This is a genomic window from Stenotrophomonas maltophilia, assembly GCF_013464915.1.
Lineage (GTDB): Bacteria > Pseudomonadota > Gammaproteobacteria > Xanthomonadales > Xanthomonadaceae > Stenotrophomonas > Stenotrophomonas maltophilia_AT.
Genome location: NZ_RAVT01000012.1, coordinates 1 through 15375, shown reverse-complemented (window position 1 = coordinate 15375; position 15375 = coordinate 1). Strand labels below are relative to the sequence as shown.

Annotated in this window: 13 protein-coding genes; 8 read left to right on the top strand and 5 right to left on the bottom strand. The window is 67.4% G+C overall.

Translation table 11 applies throughout. From position 1 onward, the window contains the following. Positions 1-49: 49 nt before the first annotated feature. Positions 50-1726, bottom strand: a complete 1677-nt coding sequence (locus tag D7T59_RS04130; RefSeq protein WP_180851078.1) for an electron transfer flavoprotein-ubiquinone oxidoreductase — start codon at positions 1724-1726, stop codon at positions 50-52. A gap of 302 nt (positions 1727-2028) precedes the next feature. Here D7T59_RS04130 and D7T59_RS04125 point away from each other — a divergent pair, with 302 nt between their 5' ends. Then, a complete protein-coding gene (locus D7T59_RS04125) occupies positions 2029-3192 on the top strand; it encodes an acyl-CoA dehydrogenase family protein (RefSeq protein ID WP_180851079.1) in 1164 nt (387 codons plus the stop codon). 184 nt (positions 3193-3376) lie between these two features. On the opposite strand, the gene D7T59_RS04120 is transcribed toward D7T59_RS04125, so the two are convergent. Together D7T59_RS04120 and D7T59_RS04115 are read right to left on the bottom strand one after the other, a co-directional pair. Beyond that, positions 3377-3856, bottom strand: a complete 480-nt coding sequence (locus D7T59_RS04120) for a tRNA (cytidine(34)-2'-O)-methyltransferase (protein WP_180851080.1) — start codon at positions 3854-3856, stop codon at positions 3377-3379. A gap of 69 nt (positions 3857-3925) precedes the next feature. Continuing rightward, positions 3926-4402, bottom strand: a complete 477-nt coding sequence (locus tag D7T59_RS04115; protein ID WP_106548748.1) for an XAC0231 family protein — start codon at positions 4400-4402, stop codon at positions 3926-3928. Between the two features lie 416 nt (positions 4403-4818). On the opposite strand from D7T59_RS04115, the gene D7T59_RS04110 reads away from it, so the two are divergent. The 4 genes from D7T59_RS04110 (at position 4819) to D7T59_RS04095 (ending at position 10340) form a co-directional block, all read left to right on the top strand. Continuing rightward, positions 4819-7668: a M16 family metallopeptidase gene (locus D7T59_RS04110; RefSeq protein WP_180851081.1), complete on the top strand. Its 2850-nt coding sequence runs from the start codon at positions 4819-4821 to the stop codon at positions 7666-7668. 202 nt (positions 7669-7870) lie between these two features. Next, positions 7871-8188: a DUF4156 domain-containing protein gene (locus D7T59_RS04105; protein WP_005407628.1), complete on the top strand. Its 318-nt coding sequence runs from the start codon at positions 7871-7873 to the stop codon at positions 8186-8188. A 103-nt stretch (positions 8189-8291) separates the two neighbouring features. Then, positions 8292-9308, top strand: coding sequence for a 3-oxoacyl-ACP synthase III (locus D7T59_RS04100; protein ID WP_004135358.1), 1017 nt, complete (start codon positions 8292-8294; stop codon positions 9306-9308). Between the two features lie 141 nt (positions 9309-9449). Then, entirely contained in the window at positions 9450-10340 is an 891-nt protein-coding gene (locus D7T59_RS04095) for an alpha/beta fold hydrolase (RefSeq protein WP_180851082.1), read from the top strand. Positions 10341-10428: 88 nt separating this feature from the next. Here D7T59_RS04095 and D7T59_RS04090 read toward each other — a convergent pair whose 3' ends face one another. Beyond that, complete coding sequence (locus tag D7T59_RS04090) at positions 10429-10854, bottom strand: YkgJ family cysteine cluster protein (RefSeq protein WP_014035561.1); 426 nt, start codon at positions 10852-10854, stop codon at positions 10429-10431. 104 nt (positions 10855-10958) lie between these two features. On the opposite strand from D7T59_RS04090, the gene oleC reads away from it, so the two are divergent. The 3 genes from oleC (at position 10959) to D7T59_RS04075 (ending at position 13844) form a co-directional block, all read left to right on the top strand. Next, on the top strand, positions 10959-12617 hold the full coding sequence (oleC, locus tag D7T59_RS04085) for an olefin beta-lactone synthetase (RefSeq protein ID WP_180851083.1): 1659 nt from the start codon (positions 10959-10961) through the stop codon (positions 12615-12617). Then, positions 12614-13606 (top strand): 2-alkyl-3-oxoalkanoate reductase, encoded by a 993-nt coding sequence (oleD, locus tag D7T59_RS04080; RefSeq protein WP_164139080.1) that lies wholly within the window; start codon positions 12614-12616, stop codon positions 13604-13606. Before oleC ends, oleD begins: the two co-directional genes overlap by 4 nt. A gap of 82 nt (positions 13607-13688) precedes the next feature. Continuing rightward, complete coding sequence (locus D7T59_RS04075; RefSeq protein WP_100441225.1) at positions 13689-13844, top strand: DUF1328 domain-containing protein; 156 nt, start codon at positions 13689-13691, stop codon at positions 13842-13844. A 136-nt stretch (positions 13845-13980) separates the two neighbouring features. Here D7T59_RS04075 and ddlA read toward each other — a convergent pair whose 3' ends face one another. After that, a complete protein-coding gene (gene ddlA, locus D7T59_RS04070) occupies positions 13981-15096 on the bottom strand; it encodes a D-alanine--D-alanine ligase (RefSeq protein WP_180853533.1) in 1116 nt (371 codons plus the stop codon). Between the last annotated feature and the right edge of the window lie 279 nt (positions 15097-15375).

Here is a 15375-nt window from a genome sequence, read left to right as displayed (position 1 = left end):
GGTGCACGGCAACCGACGGGCTGCGACGCGCGGTCGCAGCCCGTGGCGATCACATGCCCGAGTAGTTCGGGCCGCCGCCGCCCTGCGGGGTCACCCAGACAATGTTCTGGGTGGGGTCCTTGATGTCGCAGGTCTTGCAGTGCACGCAGTTCTGCGCGTTGATCTGCAGCCGCGCGTTGTCGGCTTCGCCGACGAACTCGTACACGCCGGCCGGGCAGTAACGCGCTTCCGGACCTGCGTACTCGGCCAGGTTCACCTTCACCGGAATGCTCGGGTCCTTCAGCGTCAGGTGGCTGGGTTGGTTCTCGTCGTGGTTGGTGCTGCTCAGGAACACCGAACTGAGGCGATCGAAGGTCAGCACGCCATCCGGCTTGGGGTAGGCGATGCGGGTGTGCTTGGACGCCGGTTCCAGGCAGACGTGGTCGGGCTGGGTGCGGTGCAGGGTCCACGGCGGGTTGCGCACACCCAGCTTGGGCAGCAGCCACTGCTCCACGCCGGTCATCAGGGTGGCCACGGTCTGGCCCTTCTTGAACCACTGCTTGAAGTTCTTGGCCTGCTGCAGTTCGGTGAACAGCCAGCTGGCTTCGAACGCCTTCGGGTACTCGCTCAGCTCATCATGCTGGCGGTCGGCGGCCAGCGCGTCGAAGGCGGCGTCGGCGCACAGCATGCCGGTCTTGATCGCCGCGTGGCTGCCCTTGATGCGGCTGGCGTTGAGGTAGCCGGCCTCGCAGCCGACCAGCGCGCCACCCGGGAAGACCGTCTTCGGCAGCGACAGCAGGCCACCGGCGGTGATCGCGCGCGCGCCGTAGCCGATGCGGGTGCCGCCTTCCAGGTGCTTGCGGATCTGCGGATGGGTCTTGAAGCGCTGGAATTCCTCGAACGGGCTCAGCCACGGGTTCTTGTAATCCAGGCCGACCACGTAGCCGATGGCGACCTTGCCGCCGTCGGCGTGATACAGGAACGCGCCGCCGTAGGTGTCGCTGTCCAGCGGCCAGCCGGCGGCATGCACCACCAGGCCCGGCTCATGCTTGGCCGGGTCGATCTGCCACAGTTCCTTGATGCCGATGCCGTAGGCCTGCGGGTCCTTGCCCTCGTCCAGCCTGTAGCGGGCGATCAGCTGGCGGCCCAGGTGGCCGCGCGCGCCTTCGGCGAAGATCGTGTACCTGGCCTGCAGCGCCATGCCGCGCTCGAAGGCCGGGCCGATGCTGCCGTCCTTCTCGATGCCCATGTCGCCGGTGGCCACGCCGATCACTTCACCGTTGTCGCCGTACAGCACCTCGGCGGCGGCGAAGCCCGGGAAGATCGCCACTTCCAGCGCCTCGGCCTGCTGCGCCAGCCAGCGGGTCACTTCACCCAGGCTGATGATGTAGTTGCCTTCGTTGTGGAAGCACTCCGGCAGCAGCGCGTTGGGCGTGCTGCGCGAACCGGTCTCGCTGAGGAACAGGAATTCGTCGCGGGTGACCTTCTGCTTCAGCGGTGCGCCGCGCTCGGCCCAGTCCGGGAACAGTTCGGTCAGCGCGCGCGGGTCCATCACCGCACCGGACAGCACGTGCGCGCCCGGCTCGGACCCCTTCTCCAGCACGCACACCGACAGTTCGCGGCCGGCTTCGATCGCGCGCTGGCGCAGGCGGATCGCAGTGGCCAGGCCGGCGGGGCCGGCACCGACGATCACCACGTCGAATTCCATTACTTCACGCGGGGGCAGGGCGTTGGCTTCAGCGCTCATCGATTGCATGACTCGTGGGTAGGGCCGGCATCGGGGCCACCGGCGGTGCCTGGGAATCGCGCGTGCGGCCACGGGCGAAACGGTTGTTTGAATGTGTCAGGGTACCGGGACGCGCCGGATCCAGCTAGATCGGCGCCGTTCACACCACGATTGCTGCATTGCAGCGAACGATGACTTCGGTAGCCGCCAACCGTGGCTGGCGCTGGCAGAAATACCAGCGCCGACCAAGGTCGGCCTCTACCCGTGCACCAACCCCGCCCGGATGACCGACAATGGCCCGGTCCTGACTGCGTGTGAGTGCCATGGCTTTGCATCCGTACGATCTGTTCGATGTCCGTTCCCTGCTCAACGAGGAAGAGCGCGCCGTACAGGAGAGCGTCGCCCGCTTCACCAACGATCGCGTGCTGCCGATCATCGGCGATGCCTTCGACCAGGCCCGCTTCCCCGATGAACTGGTGCCGGAGATCGCGTCACTGGGCCTGCTCGGTGCGACCCTGCCGACCGAATACGGCGGCGGTGGCCTCGGTGCGGTCAGCTACGGCCTGATCTGCCAGGAGCTGGAGCGCGGCGATTCGGGCCTGCGCAGCTTCGTGTCGGTGCAGAGCTCGCTGTGCATGTACCCGATCCATGCCTACGGCAGCGAGGAACAGCGCCAGCAGTGGCTGCCGGCGATGGCGCGCGGCGAACTGATCGGCTGCTTCGGCCTGACCGAGGCGCATGGCGGTTCCGATCCGGCCAGCATGAAGACCCGCGCCGTGCGCGATGGCGGCGACTGGCGCATCAGCGGCAGCAAGATGTGGATCACCAGCGGCCCGGTGGCCGATCTGGCCATCGTCTGGGCGCAGACCGAGGACGGCATCCAGGGCTTCGTGCTGGAAAAGGGCATGGCCGGCTTCACCACGCAGGAGATCAAGCACAAGATGAGCCTGCGGGCGTCGCTGACCGGTGCGCTGTTCTTCGATGACGTGCGTGTGCCCGACAGCCATCGCCTGCCGAACGTAAAGGGCCTGAAGGGCCCGCTGGGCTGCCTGACCCAGGCCCGCTATGGCATCAGCTGGGGCCCGATCGGGGCGGCGATTGCCTGCCTGGATGAAGCGCTGGGCTATGCGAAGGAGCGCGTGCTGTTTGGCCGCCCGCTGGCCGCCACCCAGAGCGCGCAGATCAAGCTGGCCGAAATGGCCCGCCGCATCACCACCGCGCAGCTGCTGGCGTTGCAGCTGGGCCGCCTGAAGGAAGCCGGCCAGTTGCAGCCGCAGCAGGTCAGCCTGGCCAAGTGGAACAACTGCCGCATGGCGATTGATATCGCCCGCGAATGTCGCGATCTGCTGGGTGGGGCCGGCATCACCACCGAGCACGTGGCGATCCGCCACGCGCTGAACCTGGAATCGGTGATCACCTATGAGGGCACCGAGACCGTGCACCAGCTGGTGATCGGCCGCGAGCTGACCGGCATCAACGCGTTCTGAGTGGTGCGGGGAACACCATCCACGCATGGCGTGGATCTACTGCATATGGCACCTGCCACGGCCACCTGGGATGTGCTTTGGTAGGTGCAACCTTGGTCGGCACATTCCTTCAGCGCGCGACCAGGCATCGGTGCGGACCAAGGTCCGCACCCACCAGAAGCAGGTCACACCCACCTGAGGCGGTTCACGCGCCGCCGGCAAACCCATGCTGCCGCCACGCTTCGTACATCACCACGGCGACGGTGTTGGAAAGATTGAGGCTGCGGTTGTCCGGCCGCATCGGCAGGCGCAGGCGGCAGCCATCCGGCAATGCGTCGAGCACGTCCTGCGGCAGGCCGCGGCTCTCCGGGCCGAACAGGAATGCATCGCCATCTTCAAAGGCCACGCTGTCGTAGCGCACGCTGGCCCGGGTACTGAGTGCGAACAAGCGCTTCGGTGCGATCCGCGCCAGCGCGGTGTCCAGGTCGGGGTGCACCTGCAGGCGCGAATACTCGTGGTAGTCCAGGCCGGCGCGCTTGAGCTGCTTGTCTTCCAGTGCGAAGCCGAGCGGCTCGACCAGGTGCAGCTGCGCGCCGGTGTTGGCGCAGAGCCGGATCACATTGCCCGTGTTGGGCGGGATTTCCGGTTGGAACAGGATCACGTGGAACTGGGGCGCGGCATTCATCGGCGCAGTGTACCTGCCACGGCCGCCGCCTTTACGGCGCACGCCCTGCGCGAGGCAGGGCGGCACCGCTTACGGGCGCAGCAGGACCTGGGCGGTTTCGGTGGCCAGGGCCTGCAGGTCGGCAGCGCTCGGACGCACCTGCAGGGCCGGCAGGTTGACGATCACCTGGTTGGCGACGCTGGTGGCGGCCGCAGCCAGGGTGGCGGCGTAGCGCTGGGCTTCCAGTTCGGCGGCCAGGGCGACGCGCTGTTCCAGGCTCGGGCGCACTTCCACCGAGGCCAGGGTGGTGACCGGCATCGCGGCGGCGACCGGGGCGGCGACGTAGCCGCTGCGTTCGGCCAGCTGGTCGGCGCTCGGGCGCACTTCCACGGTGGCCAGGGTCGGAATGCCGCTGGCCTGTTCCCAGGCCTGCTGGGCCAGCTGGTCGGCGGCCGGGCGGACCTGCACGGTGGACAGGGTCTTGATGGATTCGGAGGCCTGCACCGACGAAACAACCGCGGTGCCGGCGATCAGGGCGATGGCGATGGCAATGGTCTTGGCGTTCATGACGGGGCCTGTTTAGTGTTGGTGATCAGTGGTGTGGTAGTAAGGTAGTACACCAATTCTGGGCTTGCAAGGAAAATTTTCGATTTCCTGCATTTGTTCAGTCTTCAGTCAGCTTTTGTCTGAAGCCCTTCCTGGCGCAGGAAGTACCAAGCAATCCCCGTGCCAACTTTTACTTATTGATTTACAAGGATTTTGTTCGGGTCGGAAAGTGTCCGGTGGGCGGACACCTGTCCATTCGATGCGCCGCGGACACTGTCCGGACGCCTGCTGCGGGCGCATGTGACTTCCCACGCTGGCCTGCGAGGGCCGGGTGGATGGCGCACAGGGGCAAACACCCCCAGTGACTGGCGACCGATTCCTGCCATTGCGTGCGCACGCTAGGATCGGGGTTCACCTATGTGACCAAGGATCCGGATATGTCTCTCGCCCTTCGCCCGCGCGCTGCACTGCTGGCCGTCGCCCTCAGCACCGCCCTGGGCACGCTTGTGCCTTCCCATGCGTTGGCGGCAAAGCCGGCCGCACCGGCCAGGGTCGATATCCCGTATGAGCAGTTCACCCTGCCCAACGGCCTGCGCGTGATCGTGCATACCGATCGCAAGGCGCCGATCGTCGCGGTCAACGTCTGGTATCACGTCGGCAGCAAGGACGAACCGGCCGGCCGCACCGGCTTCGCGCACCTGTTCGAACACCTGATGTTCCAGGGCAGCGAAAACCACAGCGGCGAATTCTTCGAGCCGTTCAAGCAGGTGGGTGCCACCAACCAGAACGGCACCACCAATACCGACCGCACCAACTACTTCGAGAACGTGCCGACCACCGCGCTGGACATGGCGCTGTGGATGGAATCGGACCGCATGGGCCATCTGGTCGGCGCGATCGACCAGGCGGCGCTGGACGAGCAGCGCGGCGTGGTGCAGAACGAGAAGCGCCAGGGCGAAAACCAGCCCTACGGACAGGCCTGGGACCAGCTCAACAAGGCGATGTACCCGGTGGGCCATCCGTACCACCACGGCGTGATCGGTTCGATGAACGATCTGAACGCCGCATCGCTGGATGACGTGAAAACCTGGTTCCGCACCTGGTACGGCCCGAACAACGCGGTGCTGGTGCTGGCCGGCGACATCGACCTGGCCACCGCCAAGGAAAAGGTCGGCAAGTACTTCGGCAGCATCCCGGCCGGCCCGACCATGGCGCAGCCAGCAGTGAACGTGGCCAAGCGCAGCGCCGACACGCGCGAGACGATGACCGACAAGGTGCCGCAGGCGCGCATCTACCGCGCCTGGAACGTGCCGCAGGTCGGTACCACCGAGGTCGATCAGCTGCAGCTGTTCGCGCAGGTACTGGGCGGTGCCAAGTCCTCGCGCCTGAGCCAGCGCCTGCAGCACCAGGACAAGCTGGTGGACAGCATCGCCTCGGGCCTGTCGACGTCGCAGCTGGGTTCGAACTTCGTGATCATGGCCACGGTCAAGCAGGGCCAGGACCCGGCCAAGGTCGAGAAGATCATCGACGAAGAACTGGACCGGCTGATCAAGCAGGGCCCTACCGCAGCCGAACTGGAGCGTGCCAAGACCGGTGCCCGCGCCGGCTTCATCCGCGGCATCGAGCGCATCGGCGGCTTCGGTGGCAAGGCCGACGCGCTGGCCGAGTGCGCGGTGTTCACCGGCGACCCGGGCTGCTTCCGCACCTCGCTGGCCAACATCGAGAAGGCCAGTGCCGCCGATCTGAGCCGGCTGGGCGCGCAGTGGCTGGACAAGGGCAGCCACACCCTGGTGATCGCACCGGGTGAGCGTGTGGCGCTGAAGGAAGACCCGAGCCAGGCGCCGAAGCCGTTCACCGTGCCGGCGGTGGACCCGAAGTACAGCACCCTGCCGGAGCAGGTGGACCGCAAGGCCGGCGTGCCGCAGACCCGCGAGTTCCCGCAGCTGAAGTTCCCGGCGTTGCAGCGCGCCACGCTGAAGAACGGCACCCAGGTGATCCTGGCCGAACGCCATGAGATTCCGGTGGTGCAGTTCAGCTACCAGTTCCCGGGCGGCTTCAGTGCCGACCAGGGCCGCAAGCCGGGCACCGCCAACTTCACCATGAGCCTGATGACCGAAGGCGCCGGCAAGCTCGGTTCGCTGGCCTTCGCCGATGCCGCCGACGCACTGGGCGCCAGCCTGGATGCCTCGGCCGGCCTGGATTCGATGAGCGTGGACCTGTCGGCGCTGAAGGAGAACCTGGCGCCATCGCTGGCGCTGTACCGCGACCTGCTGCGCGAACCGCGCTTCGAGCAGGGCGAGATCGACCGGGTCAAGGCGAGCTGGATCGCCGGCATCCAGCAGGAGAAGGTCAACCCGGGCGCGGTGGCGATGCGCGTGCTGCCTCCGCTGCTGTACGGCAAGGGCCACCCGTATGCCATTCCGTTCACCGGCAGCGGTGACGAAGCAGCGATCAACGGCCTGACCCGAGAAGACCTGGTCGACTTCCACCACGACTGGCTGCGCCCGCAGAACGGCACCCTGATCGTGGTCGGTGACACCACCCTGGCCGAGATCGTGCCGCTGCTGGACAAGCAGCTGGGCGACTGGAAGGCCAGTGGCGACGCTCCGCAGGTGAAGGCGGCCACCGACGTGGCGCTGCCGAAGGGCCCGCGCGTGTTCCTGATCGACCAGCCGGGCGCCGTGCAGGCCAACCTGTTCGCCGGCCAGGTGGTGGCGCCCTCCAGCGCTGCCAGCTCGACCCGCTTCGACATCGCCAACGGCGTGATCGGCGGCGACTTCACCTCGCGCCTGAACATGAACCTGCGTGAAGACAAGCACTGGTCGTACGGTGCACGCAGCAGCGCGGTCAATTCGGTCGGCCAGCGTCCGTGGATGGCCAGCGCGCCGGTACAGATCGACAAGACCGGCCCGGCGATGGCGGAAATGCGCAAGGAGATCGCCGCGTTCGCCGATGGCAGCAAGCCGGCCTCCGCCGCCGAGGTCAACCGCATCCGCAACATCCAGACGTTGAGCCTGCCCGGTGCCTACGAGACCGCCAGCGCAGTGGCGTCGACCATTGGTTCGATCGTGCAGTTCAAGCGCCCGGACGATTACGTGCTGCGTCGCAAGGCCGAGATCGAGGCGATGACCCCGGCGCAGGTGCAGCAGGCCGCCGCCGAGATCAAGCCGCAGGCGCTGACCTGGGTGGTGGTGGGTGACCTCAAGCAGACCGAAGCGGCCGTGCGCGCGCTGAACCTGGGCGAGGTGACGGTGATCGACGCCGAAGGCAACCCGGTGAAGAAATAAGGCACCGCGTCGGGTAGTGCCGGCCGCTGGCCGGCAACCCTGAAGGGGTCGGATCCCTCCTCCGGGAGGGCTCCGACCCCCACCGTGCATTCCGGGTCTGCATTCGGGGTCAGAGCCCTTGCGCGGGATCCGACCCCTGCCCGGCTACCCCCGATTCAGGCTGTTCAGGCAGAATCCCCCCATACCCTTCCAGGATCTGCCCATGCGCGTTCTGCTGCTTTCCTCCCTGCTGCTCACCGTCACCGCCTGTACCTGGGTGCCGATCGAACCGGCCGGCAAGGCGACCCGCGTGCTGCCGGCAGGTCCGGTTCCGGCCGGCTGCATCGCCAAGGGCGAGGTGGTGGTGACCGTGAAGAGCAAGGTCGGTTTCTACAACCGCAACCCGCTGCGCGTGCAGGAAGAGCTGGAAACCCTGGCCCGCAACGAGGCCCCGAGTGCCGGCGCCAATGCCGTGCAGGCCGCTGCAGCCCCCGCCGATGGCAGCCAGCGCTTCGCCGCGTTCCAGTGCCCGCCGCGCTGAACGCTTCACCATACGGCCAAGGCTGAATTCGTAAAGATGCGGTGAAGGCCCCGGGGGTTATAGAATAGCGCCCCCTTTTGCCTGAGCCTTGGCGCTAACCTCGATGCTCTTCAAGAATGTCTCGATCGCCGGCCTGGCACACGTCGACGCGCCGCACACGCTGACGACCAAGGAAATCAACGAGCGGCTGCAGCCGACGTTGGACCGTCTCGGCATCCGCACCGACGTGCTCGGCGACATCGCCGGCATCCACGCGCGCCGCCTGTGGGACAACGGCGTGCTGGCGTCCGATGCCGCCACCATGGCAGGCCGCAAGGCACTGGAAGACGCAGGCATCAATGCGACGCAGGTCGGCCTGCTGGTCAACACCTCGGTCAGCCGCGACTACCTGGAGCCGTCCACCGCCTCCATCGTGTCGGGCAACCTCGGCGTCAGCGACGAGTGCATGACCTTCGACGTCGCCAACGCCTGCCTGGCCTTCATCAACGGCATGGATATCGCTGCGCGCATGATCGAGCGCGGTGACATCGACTACGCGCTGGTGGTGGACGGCGAGACCGCCAACCTGGTGTACGAGAAGACCCTGGAGCGCATGACCGCCCCGGACGTCACCGCCGACGACTTCCGCAACGAGCTGGCGGCGCTGACCACCGGTTCGGGCGCTGCGGCGATGGTGATGGCGCGCTCGGAGCTGGTGCCCGACGCGCCGCGCTACAAGGGCGGCGTGACCCGCTCGGCCACCGAGTGGAACCAGCTGTGTCTGGGCAACCTGGACCGCATGGTCACCGACACCCGCCTGCTGCTGATCGAAGGCATCAAGCTGGCACAGAAGACCTTCACCGCCGCCAAGATCGCCCTGGGCTGGGCCGTGGAAGAGCTGGACCAGTTCGTGATCCACCAGGTCAGCCAGCCGCACACCGCCGCGTTCATCAAGAACTTCGGCATCGACCCGAAGAAGGTCATGACCATCTTCGGTGAGCACGGCAACATCGGCCCGGCCTCGGTGCCGATCGTGCTGAGCAAGCTCAAGCAGCTGGGCAAGCTGAAGAAGGGCGATCGCATCGCGCTGCTCGGCATCGGCTCGGGCCTGAACTGTTCGATGGCTGAAGTGGTCTGGTAAGAGCTTCCTGCCAGACTCCCTGTAGAGCCGAGCCCAAGCTCGGCTCACGCGCACAGCGCGGTCCTTCTGCGGCCTGACCGGAGAGCCGCCGGGCATCGGCTCGGCGCTACACCGCGCCGCGATTCTCCCTAGGTGCTCCGCATGCGCGATCTTCCCGGTTACCCCGCCCACCCGCAGCGCTTCGAGGTCCGCCCCGGCCTGTCGATGAACTATCTCGACGAAGGCCCGCGCGACGGCGACGTGGTGGTGATGGTGCACGGCAACCCATCGTGGAGCTATTACTGGCGCACGCTGGTGGCTGGCCTGTCGGACACGTACCGCTGCATCGTGCCGGATCACATCGGCATGGGCCTGTCGGACAAGCCGGACGACAGCCGCTACGAATACACGCTGCAGTCGCGCGTGGATGATCTTGATGCGCTGCTCAAGCACCTGGGCATCACCGGCCCGGTGACCTTGGCCGTGCACGACTGGGGCGGCATGATCGGCTTCGGCTGGGCGCTGTCGCACCACGACCAGGTGAAGCGCCTGGTAGTGCTCAACACCGCTGCATTCCCGATGCCGGCAGCGAAGAAGATGCCGTGGCAGATCGCGCTGGGGCGCCACTGGAAGATCGGCGAGTGGATCATCCGCACCTTCAATGCCTTCTCCTCCGGTGCCTCGTGGCTGGGCGTGGAGCGGAAGATGCCGGCCGATGTGCGCCGCGCCTACGTGTCGCCGTACAACAGCTACGCCAATCGCATCAGCACCATCCGCTTCATGCAGGACATCCCGCTGTCGCCGGACGACAAGGCCTGGTCGCTGCTGGAACGTGCCGGCAAGGCGCTGCCGTCGTTCGCCGACCGCCCGGCCTTCCTCGGCTGGGGCCTGCGCGACTTCGTGTTCGACCATCATTTCCTGAAGGGCTTCCAGGCCGCGCTGCCGCAGGCCCAGGTACATGCCTTCGAGGACGCCGGTCATTACGTGCTGGAAGACAAGCACGAAGTGCTGGTGCCGGAGATCCGCGCGTTCCTGGACAAGAACCCGATCTGATCGGATCCCGGTAGTGCCGGCCGCTGGCCGGCAAGCGCGCAATGCGCGCCGGGTTCATGAGGTTGCCGGCCAGCGGCCGGCACTACCCCTACGCGGCGACCGGCGCCTGCGGCGACGGGCTGTTGCCGTTGTCGTCCGGATGATCGTCGTCATTGTCGGCGTCATCGCGCCAGCGCCAGTCGGCCAGCGTCAACGGATCCAGGCCATAGGCGATGCGCGCCTTGTCGCACTGCGGGCTGGCCTTGCCGTACTCCCACGACGCATCCACCTCACGGCACACGCTGGGCCGGTTGGGGTGGATGGTGCAGCGTGAATACACGCCGATCTGCGCATCCAGCGCCACGCAGCGCACCGGCTTGGAGTGCGTACCGCGCATGCACAGGCGATGCGGGTCGAGCACCTCGGTCAGCTGGTGCGGAACACCGCCGGGGGTGACCTCGTCCGATTCCATCCAGTGGAAGGCCACGCGGTACTGGGTGCAGCAGGCGCCGCAGGTCATGCACGGATGTTGCATGGGCAAGCCGCCCCGGGCGGCAGTCGGAATCAGGAACGAGGGTGCGGATTTTCCACGAAGTGGGCCGCCGCGCAAGAAATTCCGTAAGCGGCGACAATGAACGGATGAACCGACCCTGCAATATTGCCGCCCGCTTGCCTGAACTGGCGCGTGAACGGCCTGACCAGATCGCCATCCGTTGCCCCGGCCGCAGGGGCGCCGGCAACGGCATGGCCGCCTACGACGTGACCCTGGATTACCGCCAGCTGGACGCCCGCAGCGACGCCATGGCGGCCGGCCTGGCCGGCTACGGGATCGGCCGTGGGGTGCGGACGGTGGTGATGGTGCGGCCGTCGCCGGAGTTCTTCCTGCTGATGTTTGCCCTGTTCAAGCTGGGCGCGGTGCCGGTGCTGGTCGACCCGGGCATCGACAAACGCGCGCTGAAGCAGTGCCTGGACGAGGCGCAGCCGGAGGCCTTCATCGGCATTCCGCTGGCGCATGTGGCGCGGCTGGTGCTGCGCTGGGCACCGTCGGCCACCCGCCTGGTCACCGTCGGCCGCCGCGTCGGCTGGGGCGGGACCACGCTGGCCGCGCTGGAGCGCGCCGGTGCCAACGGTGGGCCGATGCTGGCCGCCACTGACGGTGAGGACATGGCCGCGATCCTGTTCACCAGCGGCTCCACCGGCGTGCCCAAGGGCGTGGTCTACCGCCATCGCCACTTCGTCGGCCAGATCCAGCTGCTGGGCAGCGCCTTCGGCATGGAAGCGGGCGGGGTGGACCTGCCGACCTTCCCGCCGTTCGCCCTGTTCGATCCTGCGCTGGGCCTGACCTCGGTCATCCCGGACATGGACCCGACCCGGCCGGCGCAGGCCGACCCGGCGCGACTGCACGATGCCATCCAGCGCTTCGGGGTGACCCAGCTGTTCGGTTCTCCGGCGTTGATGCGGGTGCTGGCGAAGCATGGCCGTCCGTTGCCGACGGTGACCCGGGTGACCTCGGCGGGGGCACCGGTGCCCCCGGACGTGGTCGCCACCATCCGTAGCCTGTTGCCCGCCGATGCGCAGTTCTGGACGCCGTATGGCGCCACCGAGTGCCTGCCGGTGGCGGTGGTCGAGGGCCGCGAGCTGGAACGCACCCGCGCCGCCACCGAGGCCGGTGCCGGTACCTGCGTGGGCAGCGTGGTGGCGCCGAACGAGGTGCGCATCATCGCCATCGATGACGCACCGTTGCCGGACTGGTCGCAGGCACGCGTGTTGGCCGTTGGCGAAGTGGGAGAAATCACGGTGGCTGGCCCGACCGCCACCGACAGTTACTTCAACCGCCCGCAGGCCACGGCCGCAGCGAAGATCCGCGAGACGCTGGCCGATGGCAGCACCCGCATCGTCCATCGCATGGGCGACGTGGGTTACTTCGATGCGCAGGGCCGCCTGTGGTTCTGCGGCCGCAAGACCCAGCGCGTGGAAACCGCGCGCGGGCCGCTGTACACCGAACAGGTCGAGCCGGTGTTCAACACCGTGGCCGGCGTGGCGCGTACTGCACTGGTCGGCGTCGGCAACCCGGGTGCGCAGGTGCCCGTGCTGTGCGTGGAACTGCAGCGTGGCCAGTCCGACAGCCCGGCGCTGCAGGAGGCGCTGCGTGCGCACGCAGCAGCCCGCGTGGCAGAGGCCGGCCTGCAGCACTTCCTCGTGCATCCGGCCTTCCCCGTCGATATCCGTCACAACGCCAAGATCGGCCGCGAGAAGCTCGCCGTCTGGGCCAGCGCCGAACTGGAGAAGCGCGCATGAAGATCCTGGTCACCGGTGGTGGTGGTTTCCTTGGCCAGGCGCTGTGCCGCGGGCTGGTCGAACGTGGCCACCAGGTGCTGGCGTTCAACCGCAGCCACTACCCGGAACTGCAGGCGATGGGCGTGGGCCAGATCCGCGGCGACCTGGCCGATCCGCAGGCGGTGCTGCACGCGGTGGCCGGCGTCGACGCGGTATTCCACAACGGCGCCAAGGCTGGCGCCTGGGGCAGCTATGACAGCTACCACCAGGCCAACGTGGTCGGCACTGACAACGTGATCGCCGCCTGCCGCGCGCACGGCATCAGCCGGCTGGTCTACACCTCCACGCCCAGCGTGACCCACCGCGCGACCCACCCGGTGGAAGGCCTCGGTGCCGACGAAGTGCCTTACGGCGAGGATTTCCAGGCACCGTATGCGGCGACCAAGGCGATTGCCGAACAGCGCGTGCTGGCGGCCAATGACGCCTCGTTGGCGACGGTGGCGCTGCGCCCGCGGCTGATCTGGGGCCCGGGCGACCAGCAGCTGGTGCCGCGCCTGGCCGAACGTGCGCGGCAGGGCCGCCTGCGCCTGGTGGGCGATGGCAACAACAAGGTCGATACCACCTACATCGACAACGCCGCGCTCGCGCATTTCCTCGCCTTCGAGGCATTGGCTCCGGGCGCTGCATGTGCAGGCAAGGCCTACTTCATTTCCAACGGCGAACCACTGCCGATGCGCGAACTGGTCAACAAGCTGCTGGCCGCCGTGGGTGCACCGACGGTGGACAAGGCGATCAGCTTCAAGACCGCCTATCGCATCGGTGCGGTCTGCGAGCGGCTGTGGCCGCTGCTGCGCCTGCGTGGCGAGCCGCCGTTGACCCGCTTCCTGGCCGAGCAGCTGTGCACGCCGCACTGGTACAGCATGGAACCGGCGCGCCGCGACTTCGGCTACGTGCCGCAGGTCAGCATCGAGGAAGGGCTGCGCAGGCTGAAGGCTTCATCTGCTGCATAGATCGCCGTCACTGGTTGCACACCGCAGGATCGGGAGGATGGACCCACGCCATCCAACGGCCCGGACATCTGCGAGGAGCGCCATGCTGCATTACGCCGTCATCTTTTTCGTCATCGCCATCATCGCCGCCGTGCTCGGCTTCTCCGGCATCGCCGGTGCCGCCAGCAACATCGCCTGGATCCTGTTCGTGATCTTCCTGGTGCTGGCGGTGGTCTCGATGTTCCGCAAGCGCGGATAGAAGACCGCAGGGTAGTGCCGGCCGCDGGCCGGCACGCCTCTTCCCGGTGGGTGCCGACGGTTGGTCGGCACGCCATCGTCTGGTAGGTGCCTACCTTGGTCGGCACGCCTTCTGTGGAGTCGAGCATGGCTCGACTCTACAGAGACAGCGAGAGCTCCTGCACGGCGCTGTGCAATCCACGATCCGCCGCATGGCGCTCCTGCGCCAGCTCGATCAGGCGCGTGATCAGCGTGGTGTAGTCCACGCCGCTGGCACCCCAGAGCTTCGGATACATGCTGATGCGGGTGAAGCCCGGCAGCGTGTTGATCTCGTTGATGATGATCCCGCCCTCTGCGGTGAGGAACACATCGACCCGCGCCATGCCCGCGCATTCCAGTGCCTGGTAGGCCTGCAGCGCGATCTGCTGGATGCGCGACTGTGTGGCGGCGTCGATGTCGGCTGGCACCACCACGTCAGCGCCATTGGCATTGATGTACTTGGTGTCGTAGGCGTAGAACTCGTCGTGCACCACCACCTCGCCGCATACGCTGGCCTGCGGCTGCTCGTTGCCCAGCACCGCGCATTCGATCTCTCGTCCGACCACCGCCGATTCCACCAGCACCTTGTGGTCGTAGCGCAGCGCCAATGCCAGTGCCTCGGCGAAGCCCGCCGCGTCCTTGACCTTGCTCACGCCCACCGACGAGCCCTGGTTGGCGGGTTTCACGAACAACGGCAGGCCGAGCTGAGCGATCACCGCCTCGACATCCACGTCCGCCGCCTGGTGGCGACGGATGCACAGCCACGGCGCAACCTGCAGCCCGGCATCGCGCAGCAGGCGCTTGGTCACGTCCTTGTCCATCGCTGCGGCCGAGCCCAGCACCGGTGAACCGACGAAGGGCAGGTTGGCCATGCGCAGCAGGCCCTGCAGCGCACCGTCCTCGCCCAGCGGCCCATGCACGATCGGCAGCACGACGTCGATCTGGCCCAGCGCACTGGCCGGATCGGACGGCTGCAGCTGCGCCTGCTCGGCACCGGGAAGGACTGCCAGCGACTGGCCCGAACGATGCAGCGCGATGCGTGCCGGATCATCGGCATTGAGCAGGAAGGTCGCAGGCTCGCTCAGATGCCACTGGCCCTGCTTGTCGATGCCGACCAGCACCGGCTCGAAGCGCTCGCGATCAAGCGCATCAAGGATGTTCTTCGCCGACTGCAGCGAAACTTCGTGCTCGGAAGACTTTCCACCGAAGATGATGCCGACCCGGGTCCGTGCCATGGGGAATGCGATGTCCTGTGCGTTGCGTGGCCGTACAGCATGAACCTTCCGTTGCCGCTCAGGTGAGGCGCGGATGAACCGGCCATCCATCCACGCATGGCGTGGATCTACCGTCCTCATGGCCCATCAACAGGGGTCAGAGCCCGTTGCGCAGCAACGGGATCCGACCCCTGTCGCCCCACAGATCGCGGGAACCTGTCGAAGGCGGGGTGGGTCCGGTTGCGGGGGACGCCGTRAACCCGTCCHTGGGGGCTTGGCCGCGGCATCCATGCCGCGGAC

Excerpts from the sequence above, each read along its gene's own strand:
- D7T59_RS04130 (WP_180851078.1), bottom strand. The coding sequence starts at position 1,726 with ATGAGCGCTGAAGCCAACGCCCTGCCCCCGCGTGAAGTAATGGAATTC.
- D7T59_RS04125 (WP_180851079.1), top strand. The coding sequence starts at position 2,029 with ATGGCTTTGCATCCGTACGATCTGTTCGATGTCCGTTCCCTGCTCAAC.
- D7T59_RS04120 (WP_180851080.1), bottom strand. The coding sequence starts at position 3,856 with ATGAATGCCGCGCCCCAGTTCCACGTGATCCTGTTCCAACCGGAAATC.
- D7T59_RS04115 (WP_106548748.1), bottom strand. The coding sequence starts at position 4,402 with ATGAACGCCAAGACCATTGCCATCGCCATCGCCCTGATCGCCGGCACC.
- D7T59_RS04110 (WP_180851081.1), top strand. The coding sequence starts at position 4,819 with ATGTCTCTCGCCCTTCGCCCGCGCGCTGCACTGCTGGCCGTCGCCCTC.
- D7T59_RS04105 (WP_005407628.1), top strand. The coding sequence starts at position 7,871 with ATGCGCGTTCTGCTGCTTTCCTCCCTGCTGCTCACCGTCACCGCCTGT.
- D7T59_RS04100 (WP_004135358.1), top strand. The coding sequence starts at position 8,292 with ATGCTCTTCAAGAATGTCTCGATCGCCGGCCTGGCACACGTCGACGCG.
- D7T59_RS04095 (WP_180851082.1), top strand. The coding sequence starts at position 9,450 with ATGCGCGATCTTCCCGGTTACCCCGCCCACCCGCAGCGCTTCGAGGTC.
- D7T59_RS04090 (WP_014035561.1), bottom strand. The coding sequence starts at position 10,854 with ATGCAACATCCGTGCATGACCTGCGGCGCCTGCTGCACCCAGTACCGC.
- oleC (WP_180851083.1), top strand. The coding sequence starts at position 10,959 with ATGAACCGACCCTGCAATATTGCCGCCCGCTTGCCTGAACTGGCGCGT.
- oleD (WP_164139080.1), top strand. The coding sequence starts at position 12,614 with ATGAAGATCCTGGTCACCGGTGGTGGTGGTTTCCTTGGCCAGGCGCTG.
- D7T59_RS04075 (WP_100441225.1), top strand. The coding sequence starts at position 13,689 with ATGCTGCATTACGCCGTCATCTTTTTCGTCATCGCCATCATCGCCGCC.
- ddlA (WP_180853533.1), bottom strand. The coding sequence starts at position 15,096 with ATGGCACGGACCCGGGTCGGCATCATCTTCGGTGGAAAGTCTTCCGAG.